The organism is Streptomyces sp. NBC_00203 (genome assembly GCF_045206325.1).
GTDB classification, from domain to species: Bacteria; Actinomycetota; Actinomycetes; order Streptomycetales; family Streptomycetaceae; genus Streptomyces; species Streptomyces lutosisoli.
Window position 1 is genome coordinate 3,408,419 of the sequence record NZ_CP108126.1, and the last position, 18,161, is coordinate 3,426,579.

13 protein-coding genes and 3 tRNA genes are annotated in these 18,161 nt (G+C 70.3%); 8 read left to right on the top strand and 8 right to left on the bottom strand.

The features are described from left to right. Positions 1 to 22: 22 nt before the first annotated feature. Both OG975_RS15435 and OG975_RS15440 read left to right on the top strand, forming a co-directional pair. Positions 23 to 874, top strand: coding sequence for an alpha/beta fold hydrolase (locus OG975_RS15435; RefSeq protein WP_406329739.1), 852 nt, complete (start codon positions 23 to 25; stop codon positions 872 to 874). 215 nt (positions 875 to 1,089) lie between these two features. Beyond that, the gene (locus OG975_RS15440) at positions 1,090 to 1,221 is read left to right on the top strand and encodes a LuxR C-terminal-related transcriptional regulator (RefSeq protein ID WP_406329740.1); all 132 of its coding nucleotides are present in this window, start codon (positions 1,090 to 1,092) and stop codon (positions 1,219 to 1,221) included. A gap of 731 nt (positions 1,222 to 1,952) precedes the next feature. On the opposite strand, the gene OG975_RS15445 is transcribed toward OG975_RS15440, so the two are convergent. From OG975_RS15445 to OG975_RS15455, 3 genes are all read right to left on the bottom strand, one after another. Further along, positions 1,953 to 2,026: transfer RNA gene (locus OG975_RS15445), tRNA-Ile, on the bottom strand. Between the two features lie 165 nt (positions 2,027 to 2,191). After that, a tRNA-Asn gene (locus OG975_RS15450) sits at positions 2,192 to 2,264 on the bottom strand. 5 nt (positions 2,265 to 2,269) lie between these two features. Then, positions 2,270 to 2,342: transfer RNA gene (locus tag OG975_RS15455), tRNA-Asn, on the bottom strand. Positions 2,343 to 2,488: 146 nt separating this feature from the next. Here OG975_RS15455 and OG975_RS15460 point away from each other — a divergent pair. From OG975_RS15460 to OG975_RS15475, 4 genes are all read left to right on the top strand, one after another. Beyond that, positions 2,489 to 2,794 (top strand): YtxH domain-containing protein, encoded by a 306-nt coding sequence (locus tag OG975_RS15460; protein ID WP_406329741.1) that lies wholly within the window; start codon positions 2,489 to 2,491, stop codon positions 2,792 to 2,794. 141 nt (positions 2,795 to 2,935) lie between these two features. Beyond that, positions 2,936 to 4,390, top strand: a complete 1,455-nt coding sequence (locus OG975_RS15465) for an FGGY family carbohydrate kinase (RefSeq protein WP_406329742.1) — start codon at positions 2,936 to 2,938, stop codon at positions 4,388 to 4,390. 221 nt (positions 4,391 to 4,611) lie between these two features. After that, a complete protein-coding gene (locus OG975_RS15470) occupies positions 4,612 to 6,345 on the top strand; it encodes an ABC transporter ATP-binding protein (RefSeq protein WP_406329743.1) in 1,734 nt (577 codons plus the stop codon). Then, positions 6,345 to 8,273: an ABC transporter ATP-binding protein gene (locus tag OG975_RS15475; RefSeq protein ID WP_406329744.1), complete on the top strand. Its 1,929-nt coding sequence runs from the start codon at positions 6,345 to 6,347 to the stop codon at positions 8,271 to 8,273. The genes OG975_RS15470 and OG975_RS15475 overlap by 1 nt, the downstream gene beginning before the upstream one ends. A 223-nt stretch (positions 8,274 to 8,496) precedes the next feature. On the opposite strand, the gene OG975_RS15480 is transcribed toward OG975_RS15475, so the two are convergent. From OG975_RS15480 to OG975_RS15500, 5 genes are all read right to left on the bottom strand, one after another. Next, complete coding sequence (locus OG975_RS15480) at positions 8,497 to 9,837, bottom strand: RNA polymerase sigma factor (protein WP_406329745.1); 1,341 nt, start codon at positions 9,835 to 9,837, stop codon at positions 8,497 to 8,499. Positions 9,838 to 10,019: 182 nt separating this feature from the next. Continuing rightward, positions 10,020 to 11,921: a DNA primase gene (gene dnaG, locus OG975_RS15485; protein WP_406329746.1), complete on the bottom strand. Its 1,902-nt coding sequence runs from the start codon at positions 11,919 to 11,921 to the stop codon at positions 10,020 to 10,022. Positions 11,922 to 11,967: 46 nt separating this feature from the next. Beyond that, positions 11,968 to 13,233: an NAD(P)/FAD-dependent oxidoreductase gene (locus OG975_RS15490; RefSeq protein WP_406329748.1), complete on the bottom strand. Its 1,266-nt coding sequence runs from the start codon at positions 13,231 to 13,233 to the stop codon at positions 11,968 to 11,970. A gap of 93 nt (positions 13,234 to 13,326) precedes the next feature. After that, positions 13,327 to 14,664, bottom strand: a complete 1,338-nt coding sequence (locus OG975_RS15495; RefSeq protein ID WP_406329749.1) for a deoxyguanosinetriphosphate triphosphohydrolase — start codon at positions 14,662 to 14,664, stop codon at positions 13,327 to 13,329. 103 nt (positions 14,665 to 14,767) lie between these two features. Continuing rightward, entirely contained in the window at positions 14,768 to 15,685 is a 918-nt protein-coding gene (locus OG975_RS15500) for a sirohydrochlorin chelatase (RefSeq protein ID WP_406329750.1), read from the bottom strand. A 211-nt stretch (positions 15,686 to 15,896) separates the two neighbouring features. Between OG975_RS15500 and OG975_RS15505 the strand changes: the two genes are divergently transcribed. Both OG975_RS15505 and OG975_RS15510 read left to right on the top strand, forming a co-directional pair. Continuing rightward, complete coding sequence (locus OG975_RS15505; RefSeq protein ID WP_406329751.1) at positions 15,897 to 16,610, top strand: vancomycin high temperature exclusion protein; 714 nt, start codon at positions 15,897 to 15,899, stop codon at positions 16,608 to 16,610. Further along, on the top strand, positions 16,607 to 18,124 hold the full coding sequence (locus OG975_RS15510) for a membrane-associated oxidoreductase (protein ID WP_406329752.1): 1,518 nt from the start codon (positions 16,607 to 16,609) through the stop codon (positions 18,122 to 18,124). Before OG975_RS15505 ends, OG975_RS15510 begins: the two co-directional genes overlap by 4 nt. Positions 18,125 to 18,161: the final 37 nt, after the last annotated feature.

Genomic DNA, 18,161 nt, shown 5'->3' on the forward strand with positions numbered 1-18,161 from the left:
CGACAGGAAAGCGAACCCCGCCATGAGCACATACATTGCAGACGCGGCCGAGGACCTCACCGTGGAAGGACCCTCCGCGACGTTCACCTACCGGCGCATCGGCCCGCGGGGCGGTGTCCCGCTGGTCCTGCTGAACCGGGTCCGCGGGACCCTCGACTGGTGGGACCCCGAGTTCCTGGACCACCTCGCCGCCAGCCATGACGTGATCGTGTTCGACAACGTCGGCACCGGCTACACCACCGGCACCCCGCGCGACTCGGTCGAGGGGATGACCGACGGCACCATCGAGTTCATCGAGGCTCTCCGTCTGCCCCAGGTGGACCTGCTCGGCTGGACTCTGGGCGGCACCGTCGCCCAGCACATCGCCCGCACCCGGCCCGACCTGGTGCGCAAGCTGGTCGTGGCGGCCGCCAACCCGGGCGGGCAGGTGCCCGGCGCTCCCGACCCGGACCCGAAGGTCGGGGCCACCATGACCAAACCCGAGACCACCGGGGACGACCTGGTGTTCCTGTTCTTCCCCGAGACGGACACCGGCCGCGCCGCCGGGTACGAACACCTCGCCAGGGTGGCCACACGGCTGGCCACCGGACGCCCCGACGTGTCCGAGGCGGCGGCCATGGGCCAGATCGCCGCGATCCAGAAGGACGCGTCGATCCCCTTCGAGCAGGTGCGCGCGGACCTGGCAACCATCCGGCAGCCCGTTCTGTACGCCACCGGCATCAAGGACGCGATGATCCCCGCCCTGGCGTCCTACACCGCTGTCCAGTACGTCCCCGACGCCACCCTCGTCGCCTACAGCGACGCCGGGCACGCCTTCCTCTTCCAACACGCCGAGGACTTCGCCGGCCAGGTGAGCGCCTTCCTCGCCGACTGACCGTTCACACGGACACCGGCCCCCCAGGAGGCACGACAAAGTCGGGACGCCTCCCGCACCGAGGAGAGTCATCGTGCAAGTGACCAGCGACCCGGCGCGCCGGGAGGTCACGCCGCTGGAGTTGTTCTTCGACCTGGTAGGTCAACCAGGAGCACTTCATCCGCGTCCTGGTCTGGTTCACGGCGGCCGCGACCGCGTGGTGTCGTCATCCGTGCGTGGGTGGAGCAGAAGCTGAGGAAAGGGAACTGCGCATCAGTCAGAACACCGTGAAGTCCCACATGACCGACATCCTCGACAAGCTGAGTGTCGGCGCACTCGGAGAGGCAGCCGACCTTGCCCACGCGTGAGGCGTCGACGCCGACTGAGGTTCGGCGCAGAGCGCCCGCGTGGTGCGCGGCTTCTCCGGAGAGAAGGCGTCGGAGGCCACCTGGCCGGCATCACCCCCGTCGGCGCCAGAGCACTTGCCTCCCGCGTCAGCGCCGCGCGCATCGGCTTCGGCGCACCCCTGAACACCCTCACCGGGCCAGTTAGCGGTGGATGGCTCTCGACCGCCCCTCCCACGAAGAGGCGCCGAGCCTGGCACCTGCGATCACGATGGACCTCAGGATCCGTCCGGCGAATCCACCTTCCGACCGTGCAGACCCCCGGTCCGTCAGCGGGGAGATCGAACAGGCCTTGAGGCCTGAAACCCGTGTCCGGCGTACCAACCGGACCGTTTTCTGTTCGGGCCGTTACGCGGCCGGGCCGACGCACCCCAGGACCGGTCGGCCATGACGGGATCCAACTCGCAGACACAGCCGACCAGGTACCGCCGGCTTCGATCCGGGCAGACCTGCAGCCGTCGTAACAAACGGCTCGACACCAAGACCTTCGGAGCACCCGTGAAGGGATCAATTCGGACCTGGGCAGGCCTAGAAATAAATCGATAGGTACCGGACATTTGCTGGCGCCCGGCTTGGCCCCTGGCTTGGCCCCTCGGATGTCACAGCGGCCCAGGATTGGCTACGCGACCACCGATCTCCAGTACGGAATGCCGCAAAACCGCAGGTCAGAAGGCTTCTCCCCGTGTAGCGCGGAGTGGGGCGGGTGGGACTCGAACCCACGGCCGACGGATTATGAGTCCGCTGCTCTAACCGGCTGAGCTACCGCCCCTTACGGCGCGTCGCGCACAAATGTGCGCGCCGTCTGCCGCAGCATAGCCGCTCATACGATCTCCTGCTTCGGATGGTCGGCATCGCGTGACCATGAAGACTTTGGCGCGCCCCGCGCGGTTCCCGCGGACATGAAAAAGGACCCCAGAGGGGTCCTCTTCCGTTGCTCTCCCGACTGGACTCGAACCAGTAACCTGCCGGTTAACAGCCGGCTGCTCTGCCAATTGAGCTACAGGAGACCGAGCTCCCCCGACTGGACTCGAACCAGTAACCTGCCGGTTAACAGCCGGCTGCTCTGCCAATTGAGCTACGGAGGATTGATCTCGTTGCATCGAACGTACCTACCTGGGTATTCGCCAGGGGGCGTGCGCTCGCTGCGACACATACATTAGCGCAAGCAGGGGGGTGCTCCGCCAATCGGTTCCCTCCGCACCGATGCCGACGCAAGGGAAGGGTGGCCGTCATGCGCTACCGGCTCACATTCGTCGCCGGACTGGCCCTGGGGTACGTGCTCGGCACGCGCGCCGGGCGCGAGCGCTACGAGCAGCTGAAGAAGTCCGCGCGGCAGGTCGCGCAGAACCCCGCGGTGCGCAACACCGCGGAGAGCGCGGCCCAGCAGAGCCGCGAGTTCGCGGGCAAGGCGTACCACGCGGTGAGCGAGAAGGTGGGCGACCACGTCCCCGACTCGGTGGCCGACCGGGTGCGGTCGCTGCGCGAGCGGAACACCAACGGCAGCGGCGGGGACGACTGGGGCACCAGCAACACCTAGCCACCCAGCCGGCTCACCGGCCGCACCGGGCGAATATCCATCGGCTATCCATCGGCGCCACCGGGCTGGCACCGGGGCCGCGTCCTGCCGTCTGCGGCCGCCCGGCGCGGTCATGCCCCGGCGTACGGCAGAATTTCCGCCATGGGGATAGTCGCCGGGTTGGACAGTTCGCCCGATTTCACTCGTATCGTCGTCTGTGACTCGGACACGGGTGCCGTGCTGAGGCAGGGGTATGCCCCGCATCCGGTGGAGGGTGCCGAAGGCGGCGGGCGTCCTTCCGACGTGGATCCGCAGGCCTGGCTGCTGTCCCTGGGCGAAGCGGCCGGCGGCGGGCTGCTCGAAGGTGTGCAGGCCATCGGCGTCTCCGCGCAGCAGAACGGGCTGGTCCCGCTGGATGTGCAGGGCAACACGGTGCGCCCTGCGCTCGTCGGCGGGGACAAGCGGGCGCAGGTCGCCGCAGCCGATCTCGTGGACGCGCTCGGCGGCCGCGAGGCATGGGCGCAGGCCGTGGGCTGTGTGCCGCAGGCCGCGCAGCCGGTGACCAAGCTGCGCTGGCTGAACAAGACCGAACCCGAGGCCGCGCTGCGCACCACCATGCTGATGCAGGCGCACGACTGGCTGGTGTGGCAGCTGCTCGGGCGGCCCGTGAGACGCACCACCGACCGGGGCGGCGCCTCCGGGACCGGGTACTGGTCGGCTGCCACCGGCGCCTACCGCCAGGATCTCGTCGAGCTGGCGCTCGGGCACCAGGCCGCGCTGCCGGACGTGCTCGGCCCGTCCGAGGCGGCGGGGACCACTCCCGAGGGGCTGCTGATCTCCGCCGGGACCGGCGAGACCATGGCCGCGGCCTTCGGGCTCGGGATCGGGCTCGGCGACGCGGTGGTGTCGCTGGGGGCCTCCGGGTCCGTGATGGCCGTACACCCCGAGGCGCTGGTGGACTCCTCCGGGATGATCACCTCCCTCGCGGACGCGACCGGGATGCATCTGCCGGTCGTCACCACGCTCAATGCCGTACGGGCCCTGCGCGGCGCCGCCGAGCTGCTGGGAGTGCCGGACCTGGAGGGCCTGTCCGACCTGGCGATGAAGTCGACGCCGGGCGCCCACGGGCTCGTAATGCTGCCGTATCTGGAGGGCGAGCGGACCCCGAATCTGCCGCACACGGCGGGGACGCTGGCGGGGCTGCGGCGGGAGTCGATGCGGCCCGAGCATCTGGCGCGGGCCGCCTTCGAGGGCATGCTGTGCGGGCTCGCGGACGCGCTGGACGTGCTGCGCGGGCGGGGTGTCGACGTACGGCGGATCTTCCTGCTGGGACCGACCGCCGAGCTGCCCGCCGTGCAGGCCGTGGCGCCCGCGCTGTTCGGCGCGCAGGTCGTCGTACCGCAGCCCGCGGACTACGCGGCGCTCGGCGCGGCCCGGCAGGCGGCCTGGGCCCTCGGGGCCTCGCAGGGCACGCTCGACCCGCGGCTGCCTCCCGTCTGGCAGGGTGCGGTCGCGCAGGTGCTGGAGCCCGGTGAGGAACTCGCCGTGGGGCAGGCCGTACGACAGCAGTACGTGTCCGTACGGGAACAGGCGCATCCGGGGGCGTTTCGGGCGTGACGCTCCCCCACCGGCGTACGCCTCCGGTCTGAGGCCGGGTCCACCTTTGGCCCGCACTTGGGTTAATCAGTTGAGGTAACACGGGTGGAGTGTTCGACGATAGGGGGTGGTGCACCACCGACCACCCACCGACCGCCCGCCGATCATCGATTGATCACCGCCTGATCACCGATCGATCGGCGATTGATCGCCCTGACGTCGACGATTCCGAGAGACCCCGCGTGCTCATACGACTGCTTCGGACCTACCTCAGTCCGTACAAGAAGCCCATCGCCCTGCTGGTGCTGCTGCAGTTCCTGCAGACCTGCGCCACGCTCTACCTGCCCACACTCAACGCGCACATCATCGACAACGGTGTCGTGAAGGGGGACACGGGATACATCCTGAGCTTCGGCGCCGTGATGATCGGCATCTCGATGGCGCAGGTCGTCTGCAACATCGGGGCCGTGTACTTCGGCGCCCGTACGGCGGCGGCCGTCGGCCGGGACATCCGGGCCGCCGTCTTCGACCGCGTCCAGTCCTTCTCGGCGCGCGAGGTCGGCCAGTTCGGGGCGCCCTCGCTGATCACCCGCACCACCAATGACGTCCAGCAGGTGCAGATGCTCGCCCTGATGACGTTCACGCTGCTGGTGTCGGCGCCGATCATGTGCGTGGGCGGCATCATCCTGGCCCTCGGCCTGGATGTGCCGCTGTCCGCGGTGCTGATCGCCGTGGTGCCGGTCCTCGGTATCGGCGTGACCCTCATCGTGCGCAGGCTGCGCCCGCTCTTCCGGACCATGCAGGTCCGTCTGGACACCGTGAACCGGGTGCTGCGCGAGCAGATCACCGGCAACCGTGTGATCCGTGCCTTCGTGCGCGACGGCTACGAGAAGGAGCGCTTCCGGGGCGCGAACACCGAGCTGACCGAGGTGTCGCTGGGCACCGGGCGGATGCTGGCGCTGATGTTCCCGATGGTCATGACGGTGGTGAACCTGTCGTCCATCGCGGTCGTCTGGTTCGGCGCCCACCGCATCGACAGCGGCGGCATGCAGATCGGCGACCTGACCGCGTTCCTCGCCTACCTCATGCAGATCGTGATGTCCGTGATGATGGCCACCTTCATGTTCATGATGGTGCCGCGCGCGGAGGTCTGTGCCGAGCGCATCGAGGAGGTTCTCGGCACGAGCAGCAGCGTGGTCCCGCCGACCGCGCCCGTCGTCGAGCTGCGCCGCCACGGCCACCTGGAGATCCGCGAGGCCGGGTTCCGCTACCCGGGCGCCGAGGAGCCGGTCCTGAGGACCATCGACCTGGTGGCCCTGCCCGGTGAGGTGACCGCCGTGATCGGTTCCACCGGCAGCGGCAAGTCCACCCTGCTCGGCCTGGTCCCCCGCCTCTTCGACGCCACCGACGGCGAGGTCCTCGTCGACGGCGTGGACGTCGCGACCATCGAGCCGAAGCTGCTGGCCAGGACGGTCGGCCTGGTCCCGCAGAAGCCGTACCTGTTCGCGGGCACCGTGGCCACGAACCTCCGGTACGGCAATCCGGACGCGACCGACGAGGAGCTGTGGCACGCGCTGGAGGTGGCGCAGGCCAAGGGCTTCGTGGAGCAGCTGGAGAACGGCCTGGACTCCCCGATCGCGCAGGGCGGCACGAATGTGTCGGGAGGGCAGCGGCAGCGGCTCGCGATCGCGCGGACGCTGGTGCAGCGGCCCGAGATCTATCTCTTCGACGACTCCTTCTCGGCGCTCGACTATGCGACCGACGCGGCACTGCGGGCGGCGCTCGCCGAGGAGACCGCCGAGGCGACCGTCGTGATCGTCGCCCAGCGGGTGTCGACCATCCGGGACGCCGACCGGATCGTGGTCCTCGACGAGGGACGGGTCGTCGGCGCCGGGCGGCACCACGAACTGATGGCGGACAACGAGACCTACCGGGAGATCGTGCTCTCCCAGCTGACGGAAGCGGAGGCCGCCTGATGGCCGGGCCCATGGGACGCATGATGGCCGGGGGCGGCCCCGATCAGCACTCGATGGATTTCAAGGGGTCCGGCAAACGGCTCCTCTCCCAGTTCAAGCCCGAGCGCCTCACCATGTACGGCATGCTGTGCGCCGTCGTCCTGAGCGTGGCGCTCTCGGTGATCGGGCCGAAGATCCTCGGCAAGGCCACCGACCTGGTCTTCTCCGGAATCATCGGGCGGCAGATGCCGTCCGGCAGCACCAAGGCCGAGGTCCTCGCGTCCATGCGCGAGCGCGGCGAGGGCGGCATGGCCGACATGCTCTCGGGGACGGACTTCACCCCGGGCCAGGGCATCGACTTCGCCGCCGTCGGGAACGTACTGCTGCTCGCGCTCTGTACGTTCCTGCTGGCCGGCCTGCTGATGGCGGTGGCGACGCGGCTGGTGAACCGGGCCGTCAACAAGACCGTGTACCGCATGCGCGAGGACCTCCAGGCGAAGCTGTCGCGCCTTCCGCTGTCGTACTTCGACAAGCGGCAGCGCGGTGAGGTGCTCAGCCGCGCGACGAACGACATCGACAACATCCAGCAGACGCTGCAGCAGTCGATGGGCCAGCTGGTCAACTCGCTGCTCACCATCGTGGGTGTGCTGGTGATGATGTTCTGGGTCTCGCCGCTGCTCGCCCTGGTCGCGCTGGTCACGGTCCCGCTCTCCTTCTTCGTCGCCACGCGCGTCGGCAAGCGCTCGCAGCCGCACTTCGTGCAGCAGTGGCGCACCACCGGCAAGCTCAACGCGCACATCGAGGAGATGTACACCGGGCACACCCTGGTGAAGGTGTTCGGGCGCCAGGACGAGTCGGCGGCGCAGTTCGCCGAGCAGAACGAGAAGTTGTACGAGGCCGGGTTCAAGGCACAGTTCAACAGCGGGGTCATGCAGCCGCTGATGATGTTCGTGTCGAACCTGAACTATGTGCTGGTGGCGGTGGTCGGCGGACTGCGCGTCGCGTCCGGCTCGCTGTCCATCGGTGACGTCCAGGCCTTCATCCAGTACTCCCGGCAGTTCTCGATGCCGCTGACGCAGGTGGCGTCGATGGCGAATCTGGTGCAGTCGGGTGTCGCGTCGGCGGAGCGGATCTTCGAGCTCCTCGACGCGGAGGAGCAGGAGGCCGACCCGATGCCGGCGGCCCGTCCCGACGAGCTGCGCGGGCGGGTGGCCCTGCAGAACGTGTCGTTCCGGTACGACCCCGAGAAGCCGCTGATCGAGGATCTGTCGCTGAAGGTGGAGCCCGGGCACACGGTGGCGATCGTCGGCCCGACAGGTGCCGGCAAGACAACACTGGTGAACCTGCTGATGCGGTTCTACGAAGTCACCGGGGGGCGCATCACCCTCGACGGTGTCGACATCGCGTCCATGTCCCGGGACGAACTCCGGGCCGGTATCGGCATGGTGCTCCAGGACACCTGGCTGTTCGGGGGCACTATCGCCGAGAACATCGCATACGGCGCCTCGCGGGACGTCACGCGGGGGGAGATCGAGGAGGCGGCGCGGGCCGCGCACGCGGATCGGTTCATCCGGACGCTGCCGGAGGGCTACGACACCGTGATCGACGACGAGGGGTCGGGGGTCAGTGCGGGTGAGAAGCAGCTGATCACGATTGCCCGGGCGTTCCTGTCCGATCCGGTGATTCTGGTGCTGGACGAGGCGACGAGTTCCGTGGACACCCGTACGGAGGTGCTGATCCAGAAGGCGATGGCGAAGCTCGCGCATGGGCGGACCTCGTTCGTGATCGCGCATCGGCTGTCGACGATTCGGGATGCCGACACGATTCTGGTGATGGAGAACGGGTCGATCGTGGAGCAGGGCGCACACACGGAACTGCTGGCCGCGGGCGGGGCGTACGCGCGCCTGTACCAGGCCCAGTTCGCCCAGGCGGTGGCTGAGGTGGACTAGGGTTTCGCCCCCGCCGCCCCCCCGTCCCATCCCTGGGGGCTGCGCCCCCAGACCCCTAAAAGATTGCGCAGTTCCCCGCGCCCCTAAAAGGGGCGCGGGGAACTGCGCAATCTTTTAGGCCAGCCCCCACCCACCCGCACCCGACGAACCGGCCCACGGGGTCTGGGGCGGAGCCCCAGAAGGATGGGACGGGTAGGGGCGGCGGGGGCGAGGAAAGGCCGGCTCAGTCCAGGTAGCCGCGGAGTTGGTCGGCGAAGGCGTGGTCCCTGAGTTTGTTCAGGGTTTTGGACTCGATCTGGCGGATGCGTTCGCGGGTGACGCCGAAGATGCGGCCTATCTCCTCCAGGGTGCGGGGGCGCCCGTCCGCAAGCCCGTAGCGGAGCTGGACGACCTTCCGCTCGCGCTCACCGAGCGTGGAGAGGACCGCCTCCAGGTGTTCACGCAGCAACAGGAACGCCGCGGATTCGACGGGCGACGTCGCATCGCCGTCCTCGATCAGATCGCCCAGCGCCACGTCGTCCTCCTCGCCCACCGGGGCATGAAGGGACACCGGCTCCTGAGCCAGCCGCAGGACCTCGCTGACGCGCTCACTGGGGAGGTCGAGCTGCGCGGCAACCTCCTCCGGCGTCGGCTCGTAGCCACGCTCCTGAAGCATCCGCCGCTGCACCCGCACCACCCGGTTGATCAACTCGACGACGTGGACGGGGACTCGGATGGTCCGGGCCTGGTCGGCGAGGGCGCGGGACATGGCCTGGCGGATCCACCAGGTGGCGTACGTCGAGAACTTGTAGCCGCGGGCGTAGTCGAACTTCTCCACGGCCCTGATCAGGCCGAGGTTTCCCTCCTGGACCAGGTCGAGCATGGTCAGGCCGCGGCCCACATAGCGCTTCGCGACGGAGACGACGAGCCGCAGGTTCGCCTCTATGAGCCGGCGCTTGGCCATGCGGCCCATGACGACCAGCTTGTCCAGGTCGAGGGCGAGCTGGCTGTCCAGGTCGGTGGCGAGGCGGAGCTTCTCCTCGGCGAAGAGACCGGCCTCGACACGGCGGGCGAGCTCGACCTCCTCGGCCGCGGTGAGCAGGGGGATGCGGCCGATCTCCCGCAGGTACTGGCGGAACAGGTCCGAGGAGGGGCCACCGGTGTCGTTGGTGCGACCTCGGGGCAGTTCGACGGGCTCGGGGGCCTCGTCCTCGGTTTCCACTTCGACTTCGGCAGCTTCGGCAACTTCGGCCTCGGCGGCCTCGACGGCGCCGGTGGACGGTTCACCCAGCTCGGGCGAGCCCTCCGGCTCCGTCTCGGGGTGGTGCGCGGCACGGCTCTGCGGGGGTACCGCCGTGACGACGTCGGTATCCGCGTCCGTATCCGTGGTGTTGTCGGTCTGGGCGAGGGTCTGGGTCTGCACGGGGGCGACCTCCAGGAATGTCGCTGCTGAGGCGTGCGGCAGCGGTACGTCGGGGATGGGGTCGACGGCCTCGCCGCTGTCCATCCCGTAGTCGTTTAGCGGAACCGCGGGGATCGGGAACCCGTCGCGTGCGGGTCGGCCGCGCTCCGAGGACTCAGGCACCGGAACCCAGTGTGGAGTACGACACATCGCCGCCACGAGGGGCGTGCGGTGACTTTTTGCGTCCGGTCCGTGACCGCGCGGTTACCGTGCCGTACGAGTGCCCAGCTCACACGGCGCAAAACAGGTTGAAGGGCGTACGGGATTGGCATGTGCGCCTGGGGCACTACCGCCGGTTCGCTCCCTCAGAGCGCTTCCGCGCCCCGCTCCCGCAGCGCCTGCTCGTACTGCTGGAGCACCCACAGCTCGTTCTGCACGGCTGCCAGCTGTGCCGCGTCGCCATGGGCGCTCTGCCGGGCGAGGGAGCCCTGGACGTCCCGGATACGGCGGTCGACGGCGCGGCGGCGGACCATGACGAGCTGGTCGCCCGCGTAGTTCTCGTCGACGGTCTTGCGCAGGATCGCCTCGACGGCCAGCTCCGTGACCATCGCGCGGACCACGTCGTCGGGGGCGGCCTCACGGACCCGCACCAGATACTCCTGGGGGTCCTGGACGCCGTACTCTGCGCCGCCCGCGTCCATGATCGCCTGGCGTACGGCGGTGTACGGCGGGGCGGTGAACTCGTCCATCCCGTACGCGTCGAACGCCGGGGAGACCAATTCCGGCCGCTGGAGGGCGAGTTTGAGGAGCTCGCGCTCGGTGGCGAACACGGGGTTGCGCAGGGTGAGCGCCGGGCCGCCGGTGGGTGCCTGGACGGCGGAGTACGTCTGCTGGGGGCGCTGCCCGGCCGGTGCCGGGCCCTTGCCGCCGCGGTCGCGGGCCCAACGGGCCAGCTGGGCCACCCGCTTGACCACGAACTGGGTGTCGAGGATGCCGAGCATGCCCGCGAGCTGCACGGCGACCTCGTGCTGCGCGCCGCTGTTCTTGATGCGGGCCACGATGGGCGCGGACTCGTCGAGCGCGGCGGCGCGCCCGGCCGGGGTCTCCAGGTCGTAGCGCAGCACGATCTGGCGCAGCGCGAACTCGAAGAGCGGGGTGCGGGGTTCGACCAGGTCGGCGACCGCCTCGTCGCCCTTGGCGAGGCGCAGCTCGCAGGGGTCCATGCCGTCGGGGGCGATGGCGATGTACGTCTCGGCGGCGAACTTCTGGTCGTCCTCGAAGGCGCGCAGGGCGGCCTTCTGGCCGGCCGCGTCGCCGTCGAAGGTGAAGATCACGCGGGCCGAGCCGTTGTCCATCAGCAGCCGGCGGAGGATCTTGATGTGGTCGCCGCCGAACGCCGTACCGCAGGTCGCGATCGCGGTGGTGATTCCGGCGAGGTGGCAGGCCATGACGTCGGTGTAGCCCTCGACCACGACCGCGCGGCTGGCCTTGGCGATGTCCTTCTTGGCGAGGTCGATGCCGTACAGGACCTGGGACTTCTTGTAGATCGCCGTGTCGGGCGTGTTCAGGTACTTGGGCCCGTTGTCCGACTCGTACAGCTTTCTCGCGCCGAAGCCGACGACCTCGCCGCCGATGTCGCGGATCGGCCACATCAGGCGGCCGCGGAAGCGGTCGATGGGGCCGCGGCGGCCCTCCTGGGAGAGGCCGGAGAGGACCAGCTCCTTGTCGGTGAAGCCCTTGCCGCGCAGATAGCGGGTGAGGTGGTCCCAGCCCTGGGGGCTGTAGCCGACGCCGAAGTGGGCGGCGGCCGACTGGTCGAAGCCGCGCTCCGCCAGGAACTTACGGCCCGTGTCGGCCTCGGGGCTGGTGTCGAGCTGCTCGGTGTAGAACTGCGCGGCCGCCTTGTGCGCCTCGACCAGGCGGATGCGCTCGCCTCGCTGGTGGGACGGGTTGTACCCGCCCTCCTCGTAGCGCAGCGTGATGCCTGCCTGGGCGGCGAGGCGCTCGACCGACTCGGAGAAGGTGAGGTGGTCGACCTTCATCACGAACGTGATGGTGTCGCCGCCCTCCTGGCAGCCGAAGCAGTGGAAGAGTCCCTTGCTCGGGCTGACCTGGAAGGACGGTGACTTCTCGTCGTGGAACGGGCAGAGGCCCTTGAGGTTGCCGCCGCCCGCGTTGCGCAGCTGGAGGTACTCGGACACCACGGCGTCGATCGGGACCGCGTCCCGAACCGCCTTCACGTCCTCGTCGTTGATCCTTCCAGCCACGCGTGAATTCTACGGGGACGGTGTGACAGTCGAGCGCCGCCGTCCGTCACGGGATCAGGCTGTCCAGCGGGACATGCGGGTCGGCGAGCGCCTCGGTGTCCACCTGGGCCCGGGATCGGATCAGCTGCTGGATCGGCTCCGTGACGTCCCACACATTCACGTTCATCCCGGCCAGCACCCTCCCCTCCTTGAGCCAGAAGGCGATGAACTCCCGCTTGCCGACGTCTCCACGGGCCACCACCTGGTCGTACGTCCCCGCGGGCGCCCAGCCCGAGTACTCCAGCCCGATGTCGTACTGGTCGGAGAAGAAATAGGGCACGCGGTCGTACGTCAGCTCGCGGCCCAGCATCGAGCGGGCGGCCGCCGGTCCGCCGTTGAGCGCGTTGGCCCAGTGCTCCACGCGCAGCCGGGTGCCGAAGAGCGTGTGGTGGAAGGCGGCGACGTCCCCGGCCGCGTAGATGTCGGGGTCGGAGGTGCGCAGCCGTTCGTCGACCGCGATGCCGCCGCCGTGCGCGCGCTCGGCGAGGGTGAGGCCCGCGGCCTCGGCGAGCCCGGTGCGCGGGGCGGCGCCGATGGCCGCGAGGACGTCGTGGGCGGGGTGCTCCTCGCCGTCGTCCGTACGTGCGGCGAGGACCATGCCGTCCTGGCCGACGATCTCGGTGAGCCGGCGGCCGAAGTGGAAGCGGACGCCGTGCTCGCGGTGCAGCTCGGCGAAGAGCTGGCCGAGCTCCGGGCCGAGGACCGCGTGCAGCGGGGTCGGCCCGTGCTCGATGACGGTGACCTCGGCGCCGTACTCACGTGCGGCGGCCGCGACCTCCAGGCCGATCCAGCCCGCGCCCGCGATCACGATGTGTCCGTTGTCACGGCCGAGGGCGGCGAGGACGCCCTTGAGCCGCTCGGCGTGGGCGAGGCGGCGCAGGTGGTGGACGCCCGCGAGATCCGTACCCGGGATGTCCAGGCGGCGCGGCTCCGCACCCGTCGCGATCAGCAGCTTGTCGTAGTGGACGAGGGTGCCGTCGTCGCCGAAGCGGACGGTCTTCGCGGTGCGGTCGATGGCGTCGACGGTCTGGCCGAGGTGGAGCTCGACGTCGTTGCGCGCATACCACGCGGGTTCGTGGACGAAGACGCTGTCGCGCTCCTCCTTGCCGAGGAGATAGCCCTTGGACAGGGGCGGGCGTTCGTACGGGTGGTCGCGTTCGTCGCAGATCAGTATCACGCGGCCGGTGAAGCCCTCCGCTCGGAGTGTCTCGGCCGCCTTCGCGCCGGCCAGACCTCCTCCGACGATGACGAATGTCTGATCCGCGTCGACCACTTGATGCCTCCTCGTAAGGATGTCGCCACATGCGAGCGTCCCGCACGGAGCGTGATGCGGGAAGAGGGTGTGGCCCGATCAGGCCACGCAGGGTCACACTCTTCCGCCCCCATGGGAACGCGTGGTGAGCCTGAGGTGCAGGGAACGCGCCGAGGCATCGGTGAGCGAAGCGATCTGGTCGACGATCACGCGCTTGCGGGCCCGGTCGTCGATCGCGGCGTCGAACAGCGCCCGGAACTGCGGATCCAGTCCGTCGGGCGCGCGGACCGTGAGCGCCTCGGCCAGCTCGGCGACGACGATCCGCTGGTCGGCGCGGAGCCGCTCCTGCTCGGCGCGCTGCATGACATAGCGGTCGGCGACGGCCTTGAGAACGGCGCACTCATGGCGCGCGCTTTTCGATACGACGAGTTCGGCGTTGTACCGCGTGAGCCGCCCGCTGCCGTACGTCGCGCGCGTGGCACCCTCCGCGGCCAGGCAGAAGCGGCCGATGAGCTGGCTGGTGGCGTCCTTCAACCGGGCCTGCGCGACGGCCGATCCGTCGTACCCGTGCGGCCACCACTCCTGGTCCAGGAGCCGGTCCAGGGCCTCGGACAGCTCGGCGGGGTCGGTGTCCGCGGGCACGTACCGCCCGATGGCCACCGCGAAGATCTCCTGCCGCTCGGGTTCCGCGTGCAGGCAGTTGGGGTCGATGTGGCCCGCGTGCAGGCCGTCCTCGACGTCGTGCACCGAGTACGCCACGTCGTCCGACCAGTCCATGACCTGGGCCTCGAAGCAGGTGCGGGTGCCCGGGGCGCCCTTGCGGACCCAGTCGAAGACCGGCCGGTCGTCTTCGTAGACCCCGAATTTCGGCGACTTCGGGTCGGTGGGATGGGCGCCTCTCGGCCAGGGGTACTTGGTCGCGGCGTCGAGTGCGGCGCGGGTGAGGTTGAGGCCGACGCTGACGAGGTCGCCGCCCGCCGTGGCAGCGTCAGCGGTCATGGTCTCGGAGCGGACGAAGCGCTTGGGCTCGATCCTGGTGAGCAGCCGCAGCGACTGGGCGTTGCCCTCGAAACCCCCGCAGTCCTCCGCGAACTCGTTCAGCGCCTGCTCGCCGTTGTGCCCGAAGGGCGGATGTCCCAGGTCGTGCGAGAGGCAGGCCGCCTCGACCAGGTCGGGGTCGCAGCCGAGGGCGGCGCCGAGTTCGCGGCCTACCTGGGCGCACTCCAGGGAGTGGGTCAGTCGCGTACGGGGGCTGGCGTCCCAGACCTGGCTCCTGGTGCCGGGGGTGACGACCTGGGTCTTGCCCGCGAGGCGGCGCAGGGCGGAGGAGTGCAGGATGCGGGCGCGGTCGCGTTGGAAGGCGGTGCGGCCTGGGCGTTTGTCGGGCTCTGCGGCCCAGCGGTCGACTGACGTCGGGTCGTACTCGTCGGAGGGGGGTGCGGTGCCGTCCATGCTTCGACAGTAAGCGGCGCCAGTGACAATCGGGGGTTGCGGGGCGCCTGTGCGGCCGCCGGGTTCTGTTCGCCCGCTTGGGGCGCTCCCGTTGCCGGGTGGTTCAGACCGAGGCCAGCTCCGGTTCTGTGGTGGCCGGAGTCGCGAGCGCCTGGTCGTAGCGGTGCAGGACCAGGCGGGCCATCGCCGGGTGATCGCCGAGCGGATCGGCGGCGATCCACGGGGCGGCCTCGGCGCACTCGGTGGCGAAGCGGCCGGGGGCGGTGAAGTACGAGGCGACGGCGATGCGGTGACGGCCTCGGGCGGCGAGGGCGCGCAGGGCGGCGGGTACGGTGGGCGCGGCGGCGGAGGCGTACGCCGGGACGACGGGGACGCCGAGGCGTTCGGCGAGCAGCTGGGCGGTGCGGCGGGTGTCGACGGCCGCGTCGGGGTCGCGGGAACCGGCGGCGGCGAGCACGACTCCGCTCGCGCGGCGGGCGGAGTCGCTCATACGGGTCCGCCATCCGGCCTCGACGAGCCGCGCGTACAGCGTCTCCACGAGCAGCGGGTGCGGGCCGAGCGGGGCGGCGACGCGGGTGCGTACACGGGGTGCGGCGGCCGCCATCTCGGGGATGTCGCACTTGACGTGGTAGCCGCGGCTGAGCAGCAGCGGTACGAGAACGGCGTCCGCCTTGCCGTCGAGGGAGGCGAGCGTGTCGGGCAGCAGCGGTTCGTTCAGCTCGATGTGGCCCAGGTGCACGGACAGGTGGGGGCGCAGCTCGCGGACCCGCTCGATCAGGGTGCGTACGGTGCTCAGCGTGCGCGGGTCGCGGCTGCCGTGCGCCACGAGGACGAGCGCGGGCGGCTCGGGGCGGCGCGTGCCGTTGAGCGAGACGAGGCTGAGCTGGCTGCCGAGCTGGCTGGTGATCCGGTTCATGAGTTGCGCCGTACTGTCGAGGTGACCGTCTGGATGGGCGCCACGGAGCGGCTGGCCGCCGGGGCGGGGCTGGGACTCGTCGGGGGGAGGATTCGACGCCGTCATGGACCGATCCTGGCGGCAGCAGGTTGCCGGGCCGTTGCGCGGGCATGACGGGTGTTTTCCAGGGGTTCACGATGGGATGCACGGGCTGTGTGAGCCTTCGTGACCTGCGATGACAGTTTGATGAGTGAAGCTGGTCACTCCATGGGGGCGAACCGGATCACCGTTCGAAGCGTCCTCCTTGGTCGAGGCCACCTGGGGAGGGGACCGTCCGATGCGCCATCTCGTTGAGCCGCCCAAGCCGCGCAGACCACGCCTGCCACGACTGCCACGCACCCGTACCGGGCAGCGGCGGGCCGTGCAGGCGTTCATGCTGCTGTGCGTGCTGGCGCTGCTTCCGGCGACCTGGATGTACGTGGTGACGGGCGACCGGCTGCGGACCACCGCGGACGCGCCGCGCACCGAGGTAGCGGTGGTCTTCGGGGCCGGGCTGTGGGACGGCGAGCCCTCCCCGTATCTCGCACACCGCCTCGACGCGGCCGCCAAGCTGTACCGGGCCGGACGGATCGAGGTCGTCCTGGTCACCGGCGACAACAGCCGCAAGGACTACGACGAACCGGACGCGATGCGCGCGTATCTGACGAAGCGTGGGGTGCCGGACGAGCGGATCGTCAGCGACTACGCCGGGTTCGACACCTGGGACTCCTGCGTGCGCGCGAAGAAGATCTTCGGCGTCGACCGGGCCGTGCTGATCAGCCAGGGCTTCCACATCCGCCGCGCGGTCGCCCTGTGCGAGGCGGCGGGCGTCGACTCGTACGGCATCGCAGTCGACGCGAAGCACGACGCCACCTGGTACTACGGCGGCACCCGGGAGGTCTTCGCCGCCGGAAAGGCCGCCCTGGACGCGCTGTTCAAGCCGGATCCGCATTTCCTGGGGCCGAAGGAACCGGGGGTCGCCCGGGCCCTGGCGTCGGCGGCCGGAAGGTGACGGCACCCGCCGATCTGACCCCCGCGGAACGCCGCGTCTGGCAGGCCTTCCCGCGCGGTGAGGGAGTCGACTTCCGCGAGAGCCCCGACGAGGACCCCGCGGCCGGCACGGCCTGGGGTCCGGAGCGGACCGTACGCGCCGAGGTGCTGCGGGCGCTGCTGGTCGGCGGGCCGACCAGCGAGGGTGACATCGCGGGACTGAAGCTGACGGGCGCGCGCATCAGCGGGCAGCTCAACCTCATGTACGGGACGGTCGACCACCCGGTGCGGATGCGGTCCTGCCATTTCGAGCAGGCCCCGAATCTGTACGGGGCGCGACTGCCCGCCCTGGTACTGAGCGACTCGGTGCTGCCCGGGATCAGCGCGGGAAACCTGCGCGTCGACGGGGTGCTGCGGCTCAGCTGCTGCCGCGTCACCGGCCCGCTGCGGCTCCAGGGGGCGAAGACCTCCGGCGCCGTGTTCCTCAACGGGGCGCGGCTCGGCCCCCCGGACGCGCCGGGCACTCCGGACACGCCGGGCGGCCCGAATCCCGAAGCGTCCGAGGAACCGGTTCTCCAGCTCAACCACGCGGAGATCGGCACCGATGTGTGGGCCGTCGGCCTCGTCGCCCACGGCCAGGTCCGGCTGAACGGGGCCACGGTCGGCGGGCAGGTGAACCTCAACGACGCCGAGCTGCATGCCACCCTGCCCGGCGACACCGCCCTGCACGCCGAGACCCTCTCGGTCGGCACCGACCTGCACGGCATGCGGCTGCGCGCCCACGGCCGGGTCAACCTGAGCGGGGCCAGGATTCCCCGCCAGCTCAATCTCGCCTACGCCGTGCTGTCCAACCCCGCGGGGCAGGCCCTGCGCGCCAGCAGCTGTGTCATCGGCGAACTGTGGCTGCGCGATGCCGCCCCGATCAAGGGCGCGGTGAATCTGCGCCGCTCCCAGCTGGACCTCCTGCACATCCCTCCGGAGGTGTGGCCCGAGCGCGTCCGGATCGACGGCCTCAGCTACCGCACCCTCGCCCCGCATCTGCCGGCCGAGCGGCGGCTGCCGCTGCTGGAGCGCGAGGAGGACGGCTATCTTCCGTACGCCTACGAGCAGTTGACCGCCGCGTACCGCACCGCGGGCGACGAGTCCGCCGCGCGCACCGTCCAGCTGGCCAAGGTCCGCCGGCACCGCCGTACGCTGCCGTGGTACGCCCGGTTCTGGGGCCTGCTCCAGGACGCGACCGTCGGCTACGGCTTCCGCCCGATGCGCGCCGCCGGCTGGCTGCTGTTACTGCTGTGCACCGGCGCCGTCGCCTTCGCGCTGCACCATCCGCACGCCCTGAAGCCCGCCGAGGCGCCCGACTTCAACCCCGTCGTCTACACCCTCGATCTGCTGCTGCCCATCATCGACTTCGGGCAGGAGGGGGCGTTCGCTCCGCGCGGCGGGTACCAGTGGCTCTCCTATCTGCTGATCGTCACCGGGTGGATCCTCGCGACGACGATCGCGGCGGGCGCGAGCCGCTCGCTGAGCCGCCAGTAACGGGCAGCCGGGGACGGGGGCCGCCCCCATCCCCGGC